The 17,442-nt window shown below is 61.9% G+C and carries 17 protein-coding genes; 9 read left to right on the forward strand and 8 right to left on the reverse strand.

What is annotated here, in order from left to right:
- Positions 1–59 precede the first annotated feature (59 nt).
- Positions 60–1,244, reverse strand: a complete 1,185-nt coding sequence (locus ACWTU8_RS00435; RefSeq protein WP_287370723.1) for a pyridoxal phosphate-dependent aminotransferase — start codon at positions 1,242–1,244, stop codon at positions 60–62.
- 83 nt (positions 1,245–1,327) lie between these two features.
- On the opposite strand from ACWTU8_RS00435, the gene ACWTU8_RS00440 reads away from it, so the two are divergent.
- The 4 genes from ACWTU8_RS00440 to denD all read left to right on the forward strand — a co-directional run bounded on the left by ACWTU8_RS00440 (position 1,328) and on the right by denD (position 4,569).
- Positions 1,328–2,014 carry a GNAT family N-acetyltransferase gene (locus ACWTU8_RS00440; protein WP_095517269.1) on the forward strand — a complete coding sequence of 229 codons (687 nt, stop codon included), beginning with the start codon at positions 1,328–1,330 and terminating at the stop codon, positions 2,012–2,014.
- 310 nt (positions 2,015–2,324) lie between these two features.
- A complete protein-coding gene (locus ACWTU8_RS00445; RefSeq protein WP_455846618.1) occupies positions 2,325–3,320 on the forward strand; it encodes a cation diffusion facilitator family transporter in 996 nt (331 codons plus the stop codon).
- 63 nt (positions 3,321–3,383) lie between these two features.
- A complete protein-coding gene (locus ACWTU8_RS00450) occupies positions 3,384–3,590 on the forward strand; it encodes a hypothetical protein (protein ID WP_029349698.1) in 207 nt (68 codons plus the stop codon).
- Position 3,591: 1 nt separating this feature from the next.
- The gene (gene denD, locus ACWTU8_RS00455) at positions 3,592–4,569 is read left to right on the forward strand and encodes a D-erythronate dehydrogenase (protein ID WP_455846619.1); all 978 of its coding nucleotides are present in this window, start codon (positions 3,592–3,594) and stop codon (positions 4,567–4,569) included.
- Positions 4,570–4,601: 32 nt separating this feature from the next.
- Here the strand turns inward: denD and ACWTU8_RS00460 are convergent, their stop codons facing one another.
- The 4 genes from ACWTU8_RS00460 to ACWTU8_RS00475 form a co-directional block, all read right to left on the reverse strand.
- On the reverse strand, positions 4,602–5,729 hold the full coding sequence (locus ACWTU8_RS00460) for a nickel/cobalt transporter (RefSeq protein WP_455846620.1): 1,128 nt from the start codon (positions 5,727–5,729) through the stop codon (positions 4,602–4,604).
- A gap of 4 nt (positions 5,730–5,733) precedes the next feature.
- Positions 5,734–6,402 (reverse strand): DUF1007 family protein, encoded by a 669-nt coding sequence (locus ACWTU8_RS00465; protein ID WP_029349704.1) that lies wholly within the window; start codon positions 6,400–6,402, stop codon positions 5,734–5,736.
- A gap of 86 nt (positions 6,403–6,488) precedes the next feature.
- Entirely contained in the window at positions 6,489–7,388 is a 900-nt protein-coding gene (locus ACWTU8_RS00470; RefSeq protein ID WP_455846621.1) for a LysR family transcriptional regulator, read from the reverse strand.
- 1 nt (position 7,389) lies between these two features.
- The gene (locus tag ACWTU8_RS00475) at positions 7,390–7,968 is read right to left on the reverse strand and encodes an amidase family protein (RefSeq protein ID WP_455846622.1); all 579 of its coding nucleotides are present in this window, start codon (positions 7,966–7,968) and stop codon (positions 7,390–7,392) included.
- Positions 7,969–8,513: 545 nt separating this feature from the next.
- On the opposite strand from ACWTU8_RS00475, the gene odc2 reads away from it, so the two are divergent.
- Positions 8,514–9,647: an ornithine/lysine decarboxylase gene (gene odc2, locus ACWTU8_RS00480; RefSeq protein WP_455846623.1), complete on the forward strand. Its 1,134-nt coding sequence runs from the start codon at positions 8,514–8,516 to the stop codon at positions 9,645–9,647.
- A gap of 157 nt (positions 9,648–9,804) precedes the next feature.
- On the forward strand, positions 9,805–10,476 hold the full coding sequence (locus ACWTU8_RS00485; RefSeq protein WP_455846624.1) for a GNAT family N-acetyltransferase: 672 nt from the start codon (positions 9,805–9,807) through the stop codon (positions 10,474–10,476).
- A 62-nt stretch (positions 10,477–10,538) separates the two neighbouring features.
- On the opposite strand, the gene ACWTU8_RS00490 is transcribed toward ACWTU8_RS00485, so the two are convergent.
- Positions 10,539–10,823: an SCP2 sterol-binding domain-containing protein gene (locus tag ACWTU8_RS00490; RefSeq protein WP_455846625.1), complete on the reverse strand. Its 285-nt coding sequence runs from the start codon at positions 10,821–10,823 to the stop codon at positions 10,539–10,541.
- Positions 10,824–11,484: 661 nt separating this feature from the next.
- Here ACWTU8_RS00490 and ACWTU8_RS00495 point away from each other — a divergent pair.
- The 3 genes from ACWTU8_RS00495 (at position 11,485) to ACWTU8_RS00505 (ending at position 14,353) form a co-directional block, all read left to right on the forward strand.
- The gene (locus ACWTU8_RS00495) at positions 11,485–11,832 is read left to right on the forward strand and encodes a gamma-butyrobetaine hydroxylase-like domain-containing protein (RefSeq protein WP_455846626.1); all 348 of its coding nucleotides are present in this window, start codon (positions 11,485–11,487) and stop codon (positions 11,830–11,832) included.
- 71 nt (positions 11,833–11,903) lie between these two features.
- Positions 11,904–12,596: a TauD/TfdA family dioxygenase gene (locus tag ACWTU8_RS00500; protein WP_455848344.1), complete on the forward strand. Its 693-nt coding sequence runs from the start codon at positions 11,904–11,906 to the stop codon at positions 12,594–12,596.
- A 335-nt stretch (positions 12,597–12,931) separates the two neighbouring features.
- On the forward strand, positions 12,932–14,353 hold the full coding sequence (locus ACWTU8_RS00505; RefSeq protein ID WP_455846627.1) for a hypothetical protein: 1,422 nt from the start codon (positions 12,932–12,934) through the stop codon (positions 14,351–14,353).
- Between the two features lie 88 nt (positions 14,354–14,441).
- On the opposite strand, the gene ACWTU8_RS00510 is transcribed toward ACWTU8_RS00505, so the two are convergent.
- Both ACWTU8_RS00510 and ACWTU8_RS00515 read right to left on the reverse strand, forming a co-directional pair.
- Complete coding sequence (locus ACWTU8_RS00510; protein ID WP_455846628.1) at positions 14,442–16,085, reverse strand: MFS transporter; 1,644 nt, start codon at positions 16,083–16,085, stop codon at positions 14,442–14,444.
- A 284-nt stretch (positions 16,086–16,369) separates the two neighbouring features.
- Positions 16,370–17,401, reverse strand: coding sequence for a histone deacetylase family protein (locus ACWTU8_RS00515; protein ID WP_455846629.1), 1,032 nt, complete (start codon positions 17,399–17,401; stop codon positions 16,370–16,372).
- Between the last annotated feature and the right edge of the window lie 41 nt (positions 17,402–17,442).

A 17,442-nucleotide genomic window follows, 5' to 3' on the forward strand; every position in this document is an offset into this window, starting at 1 on the left:
ATTTGCGCATGATCCCCAGCGAAAATCGATTTCGATTTTCGCGGTCATACGTTTTGCCCTCACTTGCCCAGAAACGCCTCGATCCGCTCCAGCGCGCGCAGGATGTTCTCTTCGGAATTGGCGTAGGACAGCCTGATATAGCCTTCGCCGAGAATGCCGAAATCAGGTCCGCCAATCAGCGCCACGCCGGCATCCTCAAGCAAGGCAGACGCCAGCTTCTTGGCCTTCCAGCCAGTTTTTGAGACATTGGGGAAGGCATAGAACGCGCCCTTGGGTGTGATGCAGGAAACACCTGATAAGGCGTTCAGCCCTTCGACCACGACCTTCCTGCGGCGGTCGAAGGCGCGCATCATCTTGTCGACGTCGTCCTGCGGACCGTCGATGGCGGCGATGCCGGCATATTGGCTCGGGGCATTGACGCAGGACCAGCAATTGACTGCCAGCTTGCGCACCTTGTCGTAGAGGTGGGCGCCCTTGTCGCCGTTCGGCCAGATCGACCAGCCCATGCGCCAGCCGGTCATCGCCCAGGTCTTCGACCAGCCGTTGAGCACGATCAGCCGGTCGCGGATTTCAGGGAAATTCAGCAGGGAGCAATGCGTCTCGCCGTCATAGGTCATCACGTCGTAGATCTCGTCCGAAAGGATGGCGATGTCCGGGTGTGCTTCCAGTCCTTTGACCAGCTTCTCGATCTCGGCGCGAGGGGTAACCCCGCCGGTCGGGTTGGCCGGCGAGTTTAGGATCAGCAGCCTGGTCTTCGGCGTGATCAGCGCCAGCGTCTCCTGCGCCGAGAAGGCAAAGCCATTCTCCTCGCGCATCGGCACCGGCACCGGAGCAGCACCGGTGAACTCGATCATCGAGCGATAAATGGGAAAGCCGGGATCGGGATAGAGAATCTCGGCGCCCGGTTCGCCGAACATCAGGATGGCGGCGAACATGGTCGGCTTGCCGCCGGGCAGGATCATCACCGCCTCGGGCGAAACCTCGACCCCGGTGGTGGTCAGCGTGCGCCGCACCACCGCTTCGCGTGTCGCCAGCAGGCCGTTGGCCGGCGTATAACCGTGGTGGCCGTCACGCAGCGCCTTGATCGCCGCCTCGACGATGTGCTGCGGCGTCTTGAAGTCGGGCTGACCGATGCCAAGATTGACGATATCGCGGCCCTGATGGGCGAGCGCGGTGGCACGAGCCAGCACCGCGAAGGCGTTTTCCTCGCCGAGACGATCGAAGGCCGAAATCGTGTGGAGCATTTTTCCCGTCCGTGTGGTTCTTTCACCGAGCGAGCGTTTTTGTGAGCGTCCGCTCACAAAAGTCAAACGGATTGGAGCTTTGGGTGTCGGAAAATCTCAAGAATTGGCAACCGCGCCCGCGGCCCGAACGCAAAGTCCTGGAGGGGCGCACTGTCAGGCTGGAACCGCTCAACGCCGAAAAGCACGGCGACGGCCTGTTCGATGCCTCGTCGGTGCCCGATATCGATGGCCGCTTCGCCTGGCTGTTCGACTATCCACCGCAGACCCGCGCCGCCTTCCAGCCATGGCTGGACAAGGCCGAAGCCAGCGAGGACCCGCTCTTCTTCGCGGTCATCGACAAGGCCAGCGGCAAGGTCGCCGGACGCCAGACGCTGATGCGCATCGATCCGGCCTATGGCGTGATCGAGATCGGCAACATCTATTGGGGGCCGCTGATCTCGCGCAAGCCGGCGGCGACGGAAGCGCAGTTTCTGTTCATGAAATACATCTTCGACGAGCTTGGCTATCGCCGCTACGAATGGAAATGCAACAACCGCAACGAGCCGTCGAAGCGCGCGGCGGAACGTTTCGGCTTCAAGTTCGAGGGCATTTTCCGCCAGCATCTTGTGGTCAAGGGCGAAAACCGCGATACCGCGTGGTACTCGATCATCGACAAGGAGTGGCCGGCCCTACGCAGAGCCTATGAGGCATGGCTCGATCCGGCCAATTTCGATGGCGACGGCCGCCAGAAGCGACGGCTCGAGGATTTCCGCGCCGAGTTCGGCGCCTGACCATGATCCCGAAAAGTGGGAGCCGGGTTTCGGGCAAGATCATGGTCAAACAAGAAGGACCATGATCTCGAAAAGTGGAAGCCGGTTTTCGGGGAAGATCATGGTCAAACAAGAAGGACCATGATCCCGAAAAGTGGGAGCCGGGTTTCGGGCAAGATCATGGTCAAACAAGAAGGACCATGATCCCGAAAGTGGAAGCCGGTTTTTGCTGCGCTGACCTTCGGTTCGGGCAAGATCATGGTCAAACAGGAAGATAAAGCCTCCATCCCGATTCTGCCGGGATGGATCAGGCTCTAACAGGAGTTCGCAGATGGCGCACACCCATGACCATGGTTCGCAAGGGCATGACCACAGCCACGGCGCCGGTCCTGTGCACGGCTCGACCGACAAGAAACGGGTGCTGATCGCAGCCTGCCTGACCGCCGGCTTCATGGTCGTGGAAGCGCTCGGCGGTCTGTTCACCGGATCACTCGCTCTGCTGGCGGATGCCGGCCACATGCTCGCCGATTGTATCGCGCTCGGCCTTGCCTGGTATGCTTTTCATCTGGCCGGCCGGCCGGCCACCGTTCGCCTCACCTATGGATTCGGCCGGGTCAAAACGCTGGTCGCCTATACCAACGGCATCGCCATCTTCGCCATTGCGCTGTGGATCATCTATGAGGCTTGGGAACGCCTGCTGACACCTGCGCCCGTGCTCGGCGGGCCGATGCTGGTCGTCGCGATCGCTGGTCTGCTGGTCAATATCGGCTCCTTCTTCGTGCTGCATGGCGGCGACCGCGACAGCCTGAACATGCGCGGTGCCATCCTGCACGTGCTCGGCGACCTGCTTGGCTCGGCGGCGGCGATCATAGCTGCGCTGATCATCCTGGCAACGGGCTGGACGCCTATCGATCCGATCCTGTCCGTCCTTGTCTCGCTGCTGATCCTGTCCACGGCCTGGTCGCTGATGCGCGAAGCAGCCCATGTCCTGCTCGAGGGCGTGCCGGCGAGCCTCGATCGCGACCTGATCGCAAGGGACATAGAGGGGACGGTCAAGGGCGTGCGCGAGGTGCATCACATGCATGTCTGGTCGCTCGACGGGTCGAGCAACATGGCGACCTTGCATGCCTGCCTCAACGATGGCGTCGATGCTCACAAAGCGGTCAGCGCCATCAAGAAGCGGCTTGCCGCCGAGCATGGCATTGCCCACGCCACCGTAGAACCGGAATTCGGCCATTGCGCCGACAGCCACGATGGGCACGATGGGCACGATGGCGAGCACGACCATGCGCACGATGCGGCTCCGCATCATGGCCACTGTCACTGACACCGGGAGTTACATAGCATTGGTAACGAACTTGATGAATTCCCGCCGCGTCAGGGTCACGTGATGGATCGCGACACGCGCAACGCGGCGATAGGCGCCCTCTGGGTGCTGCTGCTGTTCGGCATCGCCGCCTACTATTTGCCAACCGTGATGCTGGCGGTCGGCCGAGTCTCGACCATTCTTGCCGCTGTTATTGCCGCTGTCTTCATGGTGGCCATTTTCGTCGTGTTTTGGCTGCGTGGCCGCAGCCAGCGCAAAAAGGATCATTGATATGCGCATTTTGATTACCGGCGCGGCAGGCATGGTCGGCCGCAAGCTCATCGCCCGGCTGGCAAAGGACGGAACGCTCAGCGGCCGGAGGATCGCCGCGCTCGACCTTCACGATATCGTGCCGCCGCAGGCGCCGGCACTGGAAGGCGTCGGTGTCACTATCCATACAGGCGATCTCGCCGCGGCGAGCGCGATGGAACGGCTGGTCGCGTCGCGCCCCGACGTGGTCTTCCATCTCGCCGGCGTCGTGTCAGGCGAGGCGGAAGCCAATTTCGATCTCGGTTATCGCGTCAATCTCGACGGCACAAGGGCGCTGTTCGATGCCATAAGGCTGGCGGGGTTTGCGCCACGCGTCGTCTTCACCTCGTCGATCGCCGTGTTCGGCGCACCCTTCCCGGACATCATCCCCGACGAATTCCACCCGACGCCATTGACCTCCTACGGCACGCAGAAGCTGATGGGCGAAGCATTGCTCGCCGATTATACGCGGCGCGGCTTCTTCGACGGCATCGGTATCAGGCTACCGACCATCTGCGTCAGGCCCGGCAAGCCCAACAAGGCCGCGTCAGGGTTCTTCTCCGGCATCATCCGCGAGCCGTTGAGCGGCCAGGAAGCGATATTGCCGGTGCCGCGCTCTGTCGTGCACACCCACGCCAGCCCGCGCTCCGCGGTGAATTTTTTGATCCACGCAGCAGGGATCGACGGCAGCGCCGTCGGGCCACGCCGCAATCTGACGATGCCCGGTGTCGCCGTCACGGTGGGCGAGCAGATCGAGGCCTTGGAACGCATTGCCGGCGCCGAGGCGGTGAAACTGATCCGCGAGGAGCCCGACGATACGATCTGGGCGATCGTCAAGGGCTGGCCGACACGGTTCGAAGCGCGGCGGTCGAGGGAGCTTGGCTTTGCCGCCGAAACCAGCTTCGACGATATCATCCGCGTCCACATCGAGGACGAGCTGGACGGCAAAATTGCCGGTTAGCTGACGCGCGTTCGATCGGACGGGCGAAGGCGTCATCCGCCAGCGGTCAGGCTGGCCGAAAGCAGCAGCAGCCCGAACAGGAAGACGAAGGCTGCGCCGCCGATCTCGACGATCGAGTGTATGCGGTTGCCCATGCGGCCGTCACCGGCGAAATAGACCGCCCAGTTCTTGGCCGTCACCGCCAGCGTCGCCAAGATCGAGACCGTGATCGCGGTGCCGAGTGCCATCGCCAGCACCGACAGGATGCCGCCGAACCACAACCCGTTGAGCATCGCAAAGCTCAGCACGATCAGCGCGCCCGAGCAGGGCCGGATACCGACCGCAGCCACCGCCGACCAGGCGGTGCGCCAGTCGAAGCGGTCGCCGGAAAGCAGCGTCGGGTCGGGCGCGTGTGAATGCCCGCACGTCTCGCAGACTTCGCCCGCCGCATGGTGATGGTGATCGTGCCCGCCATGGTCATGGTGATGGTCGCGTGCGCCGTGATGATGGTCGTGACCGTCATGGCCATGTGCGTGAAGCGCATGCACTGAATGCGTATGTGAGTGGCCTGCATGTGAGTGGCCGGCATGGGCCGCCGACAGGCTGTAGGGAGGGTTGGCGCCGAACAGGCGAAGGATAGCGGGGCCGGCCTTGCGCCACAAAAGCCAGGCGCCGAACAGGGTGACGAAGACAAAGCTCGTGACTTCGAGGAACCATGCCGCATCGGTCATCGATATGGTGGTGCCGCGCAGGACGAAGTAGGCGAGCATCATCACGAGGATCGCCGTCAGCGCCTGCAGCAGGGCCGAGACAAAGGACAGCATGATGCCGCGCTTGAGCGCGACTTCGTTCGCGACCATGTAGGACGAGATCACGGCCTTGCCGTGCCCGGGGCCGGCAGCATGGAAAACGCCATAGGCGAAGGACAGGCCGATAAGCAGCCACAGCTTGTTGCCGTCCTCGCGCATCGCCTTCATTGCGCCGGCAAGCGCGCGGTAGAATTCCTGCTGGCGCAGGTTGATCCACATCAGGATGTGGGCGAATGGGCCGGTGGTGGGAGCCATCCCGTCATTGGTGCCGATGCCGAGCGAGCTCTGGGCGTGGGCGGCGCCGAGGAAGTGCGTCGTCACAAGGGCGACGGCGAAAAGGCCGAAGGCCAAACGCAGAGACGGTTTCGTCACCGGATTATCCTTCTGGCTGACAGTTCAGTTCAAGCTTGGTCGCAAAGATCTTGCTCATATCGGTGCCTGTCGGATCGTTGAAGAAGGCGTCCGTCAGGGTCTTCTGGTTCTCGGCGAGCGCCTCGTCGGGGTTCGGACGAACGACTTTGCTCGCGCATGTCGACGGCATGCCATCGACCTGCAGATTGGCATCCTCGGTGAAATCGATCGCCGTGTAGAAGGTCGGGTCGTAGACGCCGATATCGATCTTGCCGGCCAACTTCATGGGTGCCTTCGGTTCGGATTCGAACAGGATGATGAGTTGGTCGTTCTCGAAATTGGCCATCAGCTGCGGCGGCGGGTTCATCGCCTCGTCCTTGCCGTCGACGGTGACGAGCTGGAAGTAATTGAACTCCGCCAGCGAAGCATGGACGGTGTCGGCGACTTCCTTCAACTCCTTGTCGTCGAGCTTCAGGTCGGAATTCTTGTCGAATTCCATCATAACCGTACTCGAAAACAAATCGTCGAAGCGCCAGAGATGGCGCAAAGCCTTCACAGTTTGGTGATCCGGACTGAGGACCACTTCGAGGCGAGCCTCGGCGAAGACGTGCGGATGCACCTCGGCTGGCCCGACCGTGGCAAATGTCGCCGCTATGGCCGAAGCCATGATGATTGCTTGCCGTTTCAGGTGCATTCTCGGTCGCGATTCCATCAGCTTGGGTAAAATATCGAGAGTTACCAGAAAGGGGGCGAAAATGGGACCGCAAGGCGGCTGAAAGCTCAGGCGTTGTCAATCGTCTTGAACCACTGCACCAGGAAATCGACAAAGACGCGAACCTTCGCAGGCAAATAGCGCCGGTGCGGATAGACGGCGAAGATGCCGCCACCCGGTAGGATGCGGTCATCCAGCGCGGCCACCAGCCGGCCACTTTCGATGTCGGGCGCGGCGATGAAATCCGGCAGGATGGAAAATCCCAATCCCGCCACGGCGGCGGCCCTTGCCGCCATCGGACTGTTGACCTCGATCGGACCGGAGACCGAAACGGTTACCGTATCGCCGCTGTCGCCCTTGAACGGCCAGTTGGTCAGCCAGCGGCCATTGGTGTCTATGATGCAGGGCACGCGGCCAAGGTCCTGCGGGCGCACCGGCATGCCGTGCCTCGCGATCAGTTCGGGAGATGCGCAGAGCCGCACCGAAAACGGCGCCAGGCGCCTCGCGATCAGCGAGGAGTTTTCCAGCCGCGAAATGCGCACGGCGAGATCGAAACCTTCCTCGACCAGATCGACGAAGCGGTCGTCGAGATGAATGTCGAGCACGATGTCGGGATGCTGCTTGGCGAAGTCGATCAGCGACTGGCCGATCGGTGCGTCAGCAAAAGTGCGCGGCGCCGACAGCTTGATCCTGCCGCGAACGTCGCCGGAGGATTCACGCACCGCATCGGCCAGGCTGTCGACCTCGCGGACGATTTCCGAGGCGCGGCGGTAATAGGTGTGGCCGGCCTCGGTCAGCGAGAACTGCCTGGTGGTGCGGTTGAGCAGCAACGCGCCGAGCTCGTCCTCAAGCTCGCGCACATATTTCGACAGCAGCGCCTTGGAGCGGCCGATCTTGCGCGCCGCTGCCGAAAAACCTTCGGCCTCGACCACGTCGATAAAGGCGCGCATGCGGGTCAGCGTGTCCATGTCATGCGCTCCCTTGGTGAGCTGAAAGGATACGCGCGGCAAGCGTCAGCAGCTGCCGGTCGCTGTTCTCAGGTCCAAGCAGCGAGAGGCCGAATGGCGCACCGTCGGCCTTGCCCAGCGGCAGGGTGATCTGCGGAAAGCCGGACAGGCCGGAAAGGCACAGCAGCCTTAGCGCGCGCTCGCGATAGGTCTGCAAATCGTCGAATGAGGCGGCCTTGAGCGGGGCGGCACCTGGAGCGGTCGGCAGCACAAGAACACCGTCCTTGCCAAGCAGGTCGCCGACCGGCGACGAAAAATGCGCGTTCAGCCCCATCAGGGAGAAGGCCAGCTCGTCGGTCTGCGTCCTGCCGACAAAGCGCGCGCCCGAATCAAGCAGCGCCTGGACGGCCGGCGCTGTCGCCGAGGCGGGTGAAGCCTTCCGGTGTTTCTGCGGATTGCCGCAGCCGGTGCGGTAGCCGGCGACGTCGTAAATATCCTTGACGGCCAGCCGCAGGCCGGCAAGCGGGCCGGATTGCGCATTGGACACGCGGATATCGTCAAGGTCGAGAAAAGCGTTCAGAGGGCCGCAAGTGCCTGTCATGCATTCGATATCCGGATACAGTTGTTGCAACATTGTTCGGCGCCAGGAATTTTACAACCTGGCGTACGATTTTTATTGATTGTGAAATCCTTCGACCTTATATCGCGCTTGCCCAAAGTCGCACGTGCCTGTGGGTGTCCGCCGATCCTCAAAATGGTGAGGGATATCGGTAAGGTAACTGGAGCTAACCCCTCCAGTCGGTTTAGCGGCCAACCGCCAGACCGAGGACACCTTGAAGCAACGACGGTGCGGGCCTTTCTGGTGTTCTGCCGGTCGTCCAAAGACCGGGGTTACTGAAGAGGCACACCTTCATTGCCGGCAGTGCGGAACGGGTTCTCCCAATCCAAGCCAAGGCAGACAAAGCGAACCGAGGCCGGGCAAGGCCAAGGTTCACCGCCGCGAGACGGCGCTTCATGGTTCCGGGGTCTCCACCGGCTGGTTCCATGGATTTGACGTCCCGCCTTTGTCCACCGCGTGTTCGCGAGTCGATGACCCGCGTCCCGCAGCCTTTGTGCGCGCCGAAAGGCGCTGATGGAGAGACCCCGATGGCTACCCAGCGCATCCTTGACTTCCTCGCCACCCGACGTCCGAACGGCCCCTGCCTCGTCGTCGATCTCGATGTCGTGCGCGACAATTTCCGTGCTTTCGAGAAGGCGCTTCCCGATTCGAAAATCTACTATGCGGTGAAAGCAAATCCGGCGCCGGAAATCCTGCGCCTCCTTGCTGCGATGGGCTCGTCCTTCGACACCGCTTCCGTTGCCGAAGTCGAGATGGCGATGGACGCCGGTGCGCCGGCGGACCGCATCTCCTTCGGCAACACCATCAAGAAGGAGCGCGACATCCAGCGCGCCTATCAGCTTGGTATCCGGCTGTTCGCGGTGGACTGCGTCGAGGAGGTCGAGAAGATCGCCCGCGTTGCACCCGGCGCCCGTGTGTTCTGCCGCGTGCTGACCGACGGCGAAGGCGCCGAATGGCCGCTGTCGCGCAAGTTCGGCTGCGTGCCGGCGATGGCGGTCGACGTGCTGCGCCATGCCAGGGCGCTCGGCCTCGACGCCTACGGCGTGTCGTTCCATGTCGGCTCGCAGCAGACCGATCTGACCGCTTGGGACCGCGCGCTCGGCGACGCTAAAAAGGTATTCGTCGCGCTCGCTGAGGAAGGCATCGTCCTGAAGATGGTCAATATGGGCGGCGGTTTTCCGACCCGTTACCTCAGGGATGTGCCGGTGGCGCAAGCCTATGGCCAGGCGATCTTCTCGGCGCTGCGCAAGCATTTCGGCAACGCGATTCCCGAGACGATCATCGAACCGGGCCGCGGCATGGTCGGCAATGCCGGCGTCATCAAGTCCGAAGTCGTGCTGATCTCGAAGAAGGCCGACAATGACAATGTGCGCTGGGTGTTCCTCGACATCGGCAAGTTCGGCGGTCTCGCCGAGACGATGGACGAGGCGATCCGCTACCCGATCATGACCGCGCATGACGGCACCGAAACCTCGCCGTGCGTGCTCGCCGGCCCGACCTGCGATTCGGCCGACGTGATGTACGAGAAGACGCCGTATCCGCTGCCCCTGTCGCTGACCATCGGCGACGAGGTGCTGATCGAGGGCACCGGCGCCTACACGACGACCTACGCCTCGGTCGCCTTCAACGGCTTCGAGCCTCTGCGATCCTACGTGATCTGACGGCTTCGGCCCTCAGATCACCCGGTGCGGGCGACGAGATCGCCCGCTTCGGTTCGCCTGTGGAACAATCCGCTCGTGAAGGATCGCGGAAATGGAAATTGGGGATTTCATTGTTGAAGGCGCTGTGGGCCGGCAAATCTCCCCCCTTGAGGGGGAGATGGCCGCAAAGCTGCCAGAGGGGGTCGCCTCAGCTGTCGCGACCTCTCTTGGACTGTGTGGGGCCGGCGCTTCAGGCGCGGCGACCCCCTCTGTCGCCCTCGGCGACATCTCCCCCTCGAGGGGGGAGATTGCTGGCGCCTTCGTCATCACCGCCGAAACCGCTGCCGACGTTTCGGCGCGCGAGGCTTTGCTCGATCGCGCCATGGGGCCGAAGCGCCGGAAAAAATCGTCGGAAAAGCTGCGGCGCGGCCGCCGGCCTTCGGAAGGCCTGGCCTTTGTCGCGCGCGATGCATCGGGCGCTGTCACAGGTACCGTGCGGCTCTGGGATGTCGTGCTGGGTGAGGGCGGTCGGGCAGCCCTTCTGCTTGGCCCGCTCGCCGTCGATCCGACAATCAAGAATGCCGGCATCGGCTCGGCGCTGATGCGCCATGCAATGGCTGAAGCCGCCCGCCTCGGCCATGCGGCGATTCTGCTGGTCGGCGATGCGCCCTATTACGAGCGCTTTGGGTTTTCGGCCGAAAAAACCGGCTCGCTGGCCATGCCTGGACCTTATGAGCGGCACCGCCTGCTGGCGCTGGAACTGGTGGAAGGCGCGCTCGCCGAGGCGCGGGGCACGCTGAAGGCGGCAGGGCGCAAGCTGAAGGCACAACGGCTGCCGCTCGCTGCCTGACGGATCGGAAACAAGCCGCCGTTCATCGGGCGGCGGCTTGTTTTCATCCCGAATTGGTTGGATCAGCCGATCAGCTGGCTCAGTGCCATGGCGACGCTCATGTCGCCTTCGACCTTTATCTTGCCGGACATGAACGCCATGGTCGGGTTGAGATCGCCTGCTATCAGCGACTCCAGATCGTCGAGCGAAAGCTTTATGGTGCAGTCGGCCGGCCCGTCGGTGGTCGAGACATCAGCGCCGTCGATGACGATGACACCGTCGCTGCCGGTGTCGAATTTCACGGAACGATCGAACCCGGCACTCGCCACGCGCGCGCTGATCTTGTCGGAAATTTCCTGAACGCCCATCGCCGTTCTCCTCGTCTCGTTGCGTTTGTCGCAGAATGGCACTTCGATCTGGCCGAAGTCGCCGTCTTGCGCATTTCGCGATCACGGTCGCTGGCGCATATAGCTCTGGGTTGACGTTTACGTCAACGCGGTTCCCCGAGATGAGGATGGGTTTAATCGCCGCAGCGAAGCTGCGCTGTCCATACTGCCTGTGCGGCCGGCATCGTGGTTGCCATATCGACGCTTCTGCGACGTTTGCGGCATTCCGCGGGCTGCTGACCGAAGGCCATCTGATGCGGCGATATGCCGAGGCGCTCGACAAGTCGAGGCGAGATCAGTCGGGCGAGGGTAAGCCAGGCGGTCCGACCGACTCCCGACTGCCGACGCCGCCACGCCCCGGCCAGAATAGATCGGTCACGGATGGGTTGCGTTGGGCAGGTGACGGAGATCCCATTGCATTCTAGCTAAACACTGCCGGCAAATGACCGCTACCATCGCCATGTCGCTTTGAATCAGGTTTCACCTGAAGATCGAGTGCTCGAAGAACCGAACAGAAATCCCGTATCCCATCGTTATGGGAAGCCGAGTTTGTGGTGGCCACCACCGCTGGGTTGATGGCCTGCGGGCCTGATCCAAGCTGAAAATTCAATTTCGTGTTCAGAGAGACACCGTCATCAATACCATGCTTTCCGTGGAAGCTCGGGAGACCGCGCTTGCCGTGACTTTCTCGTCAGGCGATACCGTTTGCTATCCCTGGCTTTGGCTAAAGGATAATGCACCATCGGCGTTTCACCCACAGACCGAAGAGCGAATATTCGACCTGACGAGCGTAGACGCCTCACTCAGACCCCTCAGCGTGAGGGACAGAGGCGGCGCTGTGAGCATTGTCTGGCCGAACGACCAGGCTGAGGAGGAAATCACGGGCCATTTCTTTGAATCCTGCCGTCTGGGCAGAAAGCGGGACGATCCGGCCGAGATCGCTCCGAAACTCTGGGACGGCTCGATCGATCTTGAAACCATACCGCGTTAACCAGCCGAAGATCTCTTTCAAACCGATGCCGATCTGGTTGCCTGGCTGAAGCGGCTACATACGGGGTCTCCATCGTCGATGGGCTTGGCGATGATCCCGACGCCGGGCGGCGTGCGGCCGACCGGATAGGTTTCCTGCGCCAGACAAATTTCGGCACCATATTCGAAGTCGTGTCGATGCCGAACCCGAACAACTTGGCCTACACCCCGGTCGCCCTGCCGTTACACACCGATCTTGCCAACCAGGAGATGCCGCCCGGCTATCAATTCCTGCATTGTATCGCGAATGAAGCTGAGGGCGGTGGATCGGTCTTTGCCGACGGGTTTGCGGTCTTGGCCACATTACAGGCGGAAGATCCCGAAGCCTACCGTCTCTTGTGCGAGGTCGAGATACCCTATCGTTTTCACGACGAAAACTACGATCTGCGCGGTCGGTTTCCTGTGATCGTAACTCGGCGCAATGGGGAAGTGACAGAGTTGCGGTTCAACGCTCATCTCGTCGATGTCATCGACCTTCCCTCCGACATATGCGCGCCCTTTTATGCGGCTTATCGCAAGCTGATGATGATGATCCGCAGCTCGCGTTTTCAAATAGCCTACCGCCTTGAGGCGGGGGAAATGGCGGTCTTCGACAATCGCCGGGTGCTTCACGGCCGTCAATCGTTCAACCCGAACACCGGCGGCGACATTTGCGCGGATGCTATGTCGATCGGGGTGATTTTCAGAGCCGCATTCGCGTCCTCTCCCGATAGCTGCACGACATAGCGGCACGACGATCATCGCGGATGTGCGGTCAGCGGCGGTCGGTACCCAAGTCTGGAACTCTGACGGACGCTCCCCCGGTTGTTTGCCCGAAAGCGGGCGACAATCAGGGCAGTTACACGGTTTGCCTCATTCAAACAGACGAGGACAGTGGCCAAGCCTGTCCCTAGCGTGGACTCGGCCTCATGCGCTCAGGGTGGTGTAAACGGGACCATGACAGCAGATTCAAGAGCGGTCATCTCACGCGGCGACCGCGTCAGGGGAGGTAGGATGAACCCGTATCTGGCAGGCGAGAATCAAGACCCCATGATGGCGCTACAAGAGGGGGATGTTCAGTCATGAGAATCAAAAGTCTGATCAAGCGTGCCGAGAAGGTGGACAGAGCGTTCAAGGAGCTCGAAGCCGATTTGGCGGATGCGTTCGATGAGTGTCTCAAGCTAGACGACCAATCGCCATTGAATGACGTCCCGGATGAGAATCTCGCGGCAAAGAATGACAACTCTCAGCCTGAGGACGATGCGGACACTCCCGAGATCGCATTACGGCTGACTTCCCACGCACAAACCCGACTGGCTGCGTTAAATGCCGTTGAAGGGCTCTTTGACGATGCGCGGGAGTATCTGGAGGAGATCAACACGAAACTGTCGGAGATCGCGACCTCGCATCATCTGACAGGCGAATTCCTGAAGCTGCTTCACGGGGACATTCTTCGCGCCAACGAACTGGAACTGGCAAATGTCAGCCTGACCACGCAGCAAAGAGTGCTGTCGGAGCAGCTCCACGACGCGACCAAAAAGCAGCGCGAGCGTCAAAGTGCTGTCGAGGCCCTGCAGCAGCGCGAGACAAGCCTGGTCGAGGACAAGGAGGCACTTCGCGGTGCGCTGGCTGCAGCAAGGCTTGAACTCGTTGTGGCAGGCAATGCGAGCGCAGAACGCGAAGCGGAGTTCGGCGATCTCGTCAAAACGCTTTCGGCCAGAACGGCCGAGGCCAACAGATGCGCACGCGAGAACGACATACTACGGGAAAAGCATGTCAGCCTGTCAATCGATCTCGACAAGGCGCTGAAACGGGAAGCTGAGGCGCGGCACAGGCTGGATGAACTCTCGACAATTCATGCCAGTGATGCGACGCGAGTTTCGGAACTGCTGGCTGCGCTTGGCAAGAGCGAGAAAGAGGAGATGCAGCTGCAGAAATCGCTCGATATCGCGCAAGCGAAGCTGTCGGAAATGACGGAAGCGGCCCGTATCATGGAAAGTGACAGGGAAGCCGAGCGTGCGCGTAGTTTCACGGAGATCGGCGGCCTGCGTTCTGAAATTCGCAACCTCCAATCACGATTGGAAATTGCCTCGAACGAGAACAGTCAAGCCGCCAGCGAGATCGCCAATCTCAAGGCCCAATGGAGCGACGCTGTGGCCGAAAAGCAAATTGCGGAGGAAAGGTTGTCCGCTCTCAGAAAGGAGAACGAAAACGACAAGATACACCTTTCGACGGTGAGCGCGAATTTTTCGCAGCTTTCCCTGCAGCAGGCATCCGAACAGATACAGCTCAATGTCCAGAGGCAGGAATGCGAAGATCTGCGAGCCGAAGTCGCGTTGCTCGATGCTCGGGTCAAGGAACTGTTGCCCTATGAGCGTCTCCACAAGGTCACAAACGCCAGACCGCATGAGAACGGCGTGGTCGAGATCACCGGTGTCGTGGCGGAGAAGGCCCGCGCCACAAGCAGGCGGCGCGTCCGTACGAGCCTGCGCGCTGCATCCTAAGGCGCGGGTGGGCCGCGCCGATTAGGGTACGTGTGAGCCATCAGCTTAGAGCGTCATGTGCTCATCCAACTGGACACACCGGCACGGCCTAATGCTCGATCGGTCCTTTCGGCATGACGATCGCCGTGCCGGCGGCTGTCGGGCGCTCGATCATGCGGCGGACGCGCGGCGGCTCGTCGCCGCTGTGCAGTGCCCGTACGCGCTCGCCGACAACGGCGTCGGCATGGGTGGCCCGCTTGTTGTGGCGGATATATTCGAGCCATGTCGGCGTGTGGTAGTGCTCGATCCATATTGCGGGATTTTCGAGATCGCGCGCCAGCGTCCAGTTGCGGGCGCCGTCACGGCGGCGGATGCGGCCGCGTTCGGCCATGGTGGCCAGGAATTCCGGCACGTCCTCCTCGCGGATGATGTATTCGATCATGATGGCGATGGGGCCGCTGCGCAGTTTTAGGTCGAGCGCAAGATGCGGCTCCTTGAAACGGTTGGTAGGATCGAGGTTGAGTACTGCCTGCTGCGGCAAAGGCAGCAAGAGGCCGATCGCGCCGCCCGCCAGCATCGCGACGGCAGCCGCGATCAGCGCGAATTCGGCGCCATGCGCATCGGCGACGACACCCCAAATCCAGCTGCCGAGCGCGATGCCGCCGAAGGTCGCCGTCTGATAGACCGAGAGCACCCGGCCGACCACCCAGCGCGGCGTCGACATCTGCACCGTGACGTTGAAATGCGACAGCGCGATCACCCAGCAGGCGCCGCCGATGAGCAGCCCGAGCGACGTCTGCCAGGCGTGGTCGCTGACGGCGGCGTTGAAGGCGCAAAGCGCGAAGCCGGCGAATGCCATGCGCACCATCGTCTCGCTGGACAGGATCTGCCTCAGCCGGACGCTGATCAGCGCGCCGCCGACGGCACCGATACCGAACGCACCGAGCATGATGCCGTAGGTCAAGGCATCGCCCTTGACGACATCGCGCGCTACCAGCGGCAGCAGCGCCAGAACCGCGCCGGCGCTGAAGCCGAAAGCCGCACCCCTGACCAGCACCTTGCCGATATTGGGCGACATGGCGACGTAGCGCAGGCCGGCGCCCATCGCCGCCCCCAGCGTCTCGCGCGGCAGTGTCGAGGCTGGCAGGTCCGGCTTCCAGCGGGCAAGCACGATGAGGAGCCCGACATAGCTCAAAGCGTTGGCGGCAAAAGCCGCTGCAGCACCTGCGGCGGCAACGATGATGCCGCCGATCGCCGGGCCGACGCTGCGCGTCAAGTTGAAGCCCAAGGAGTTGAGCGCGACGGCAGCCGGCAGCTTGGCGCGCGGCACCATATCGCCGACAGAAGCCTGCCATGAGGGGTTGTAAAGCGCCGTGCCGCTGTTGATCAGGAAGGCGAAGGCGAGCAGCGTCCACGGCGTTATCAAGCCAAGAAAGGTGAACACGGTCAGCAGAACCGAGACGACCAGCATGAAGATCTGGGCAATCAGCATGACCTTGCGCCGGTTAAAGCTGTCGGCGATGGCACCGGCAACGAGCGCAAACAGCATGATCGGCAAGGTGGTCGAGGCCTGGACCAGCGCGACCTGATAGGACGAGGTGGCGATCGTGGTCATCATCCAGGCGGCGCCGACGCCCTGAATCAAGCCACCGAAATTCGAAACCAGACTGGCGGACCATACGGCGCGGAAAATGCCGTGCCGGAACGGCGCCAGCGCCGAGACGCGTTCGCTGTCCGGCTCGTCGTCGATCATCGATGCTTCCCCGACTTCAAATGCTGCTTTCTTCCAGAATCGATCCCCTCATTCCGTTCCTTCAAGGTAGAGCATGACTTCGCAAAGGGCGAAGGCCTTTTCAAAGGAGATCATGGTCCAACAACAGGATAGCGTTACGCTGGAACAAGTCAGCGGTCACCGTTGCAGGCGGCGTGAAGCGCTTCGGTGAGGGCGGCCTGCTAAATTTTTACGAATGTCGTTATCTCAAACCGCTGCGCACCCTCGGATCAAAACGCCCGAGGGGCAGGCTATGGGCGAAAGCATTACCGATCTTCGAATCCGGTCAGCACGCCGACGGCGTTGATGCCGATTTCCTCGACGGCATAGCCGCCTTCCATGACGAACAGCGTCGGCAGGCCGAGCTTGGCGATGCGACGGCCAATCTTGGGATAGTCGCCGCTTTTCAGCTTGAACTTGCTGATCGGGTCCTTCTCGAACGTGTCGACGCCAAGCGAGACGACAACGACATCGGGAGCGTAAGCCGCAAGTTTCGCGCAGGCGTCCTCCAGCGAAGCATTCCAGGCGTCCCATGCGGTGCCGAACGGCATGGGGTAGTTGACATTGAAGCCTTCGCCGGGCCCTGAGCCGCGCTCGTCGGCATGGCCAAGGAAAAACGGATATTCGGTCATCGGGTCGCCATGCAGGTTCAGCACCTGCACGTCGCCGCGGCAGTAGAAGATCTCCTGCGTGCCGTTGCCGTGATGGTAGTCGACATCGAGGATCGAGACGCGCTTGGCGCCCTGGTCGCGGAACCATTGCGCGGCAACCGCGGCGTTGTTGATGTAGCAATAGCCGCCCATGAAGGCAGCACCGGCATGATGGCCGGGCGGGCGGCAGAGCGCGAAGGCTGATATCTCGCCGTCCTTGACCAGGGCGCCGGCAGTCAGCGCCACGTCATAGGACGACTTGATCGCCTCCCAGGTGCCTTTGACGAAGGTGGCGCCGCCGTCGAAGGAGTAAAAGCCAAGCAGCGCATCGATGGTGCTGGGTGGTACATCGCCCCGCAAGCCGCGCGTCGGCCAGGTGAAGGGGATGGCCGAACCTGTCCGGCCCGACGCTTCCCAGAGCGGCCATATGGTCGGCAGGAAATCGATGTAGTCGCTGGTGTGCACTCTCCTGGCGGCGGCGAGGTCGTGGGTCTCGGGTGGCAGGATCGGGCCGAGCTTTTCGCTCTCCACCCTCGCCTTGATGAACTCGGCGCGCGAGGGCTTCTCGAAGGCCGGCACGAGGGCGCCTGAAATGAGTTCGAAATTGCCGGCATGGCCGGCGTGGAGAGGGGAGAAAACAGTCTTCATTTTGGCGGCCGGTTCGCTCTTCGAGTTGCGTATCTGTCGTT

The organism is Mesorhizobium sp. BHbdii, from assembly GCF_053848045.1.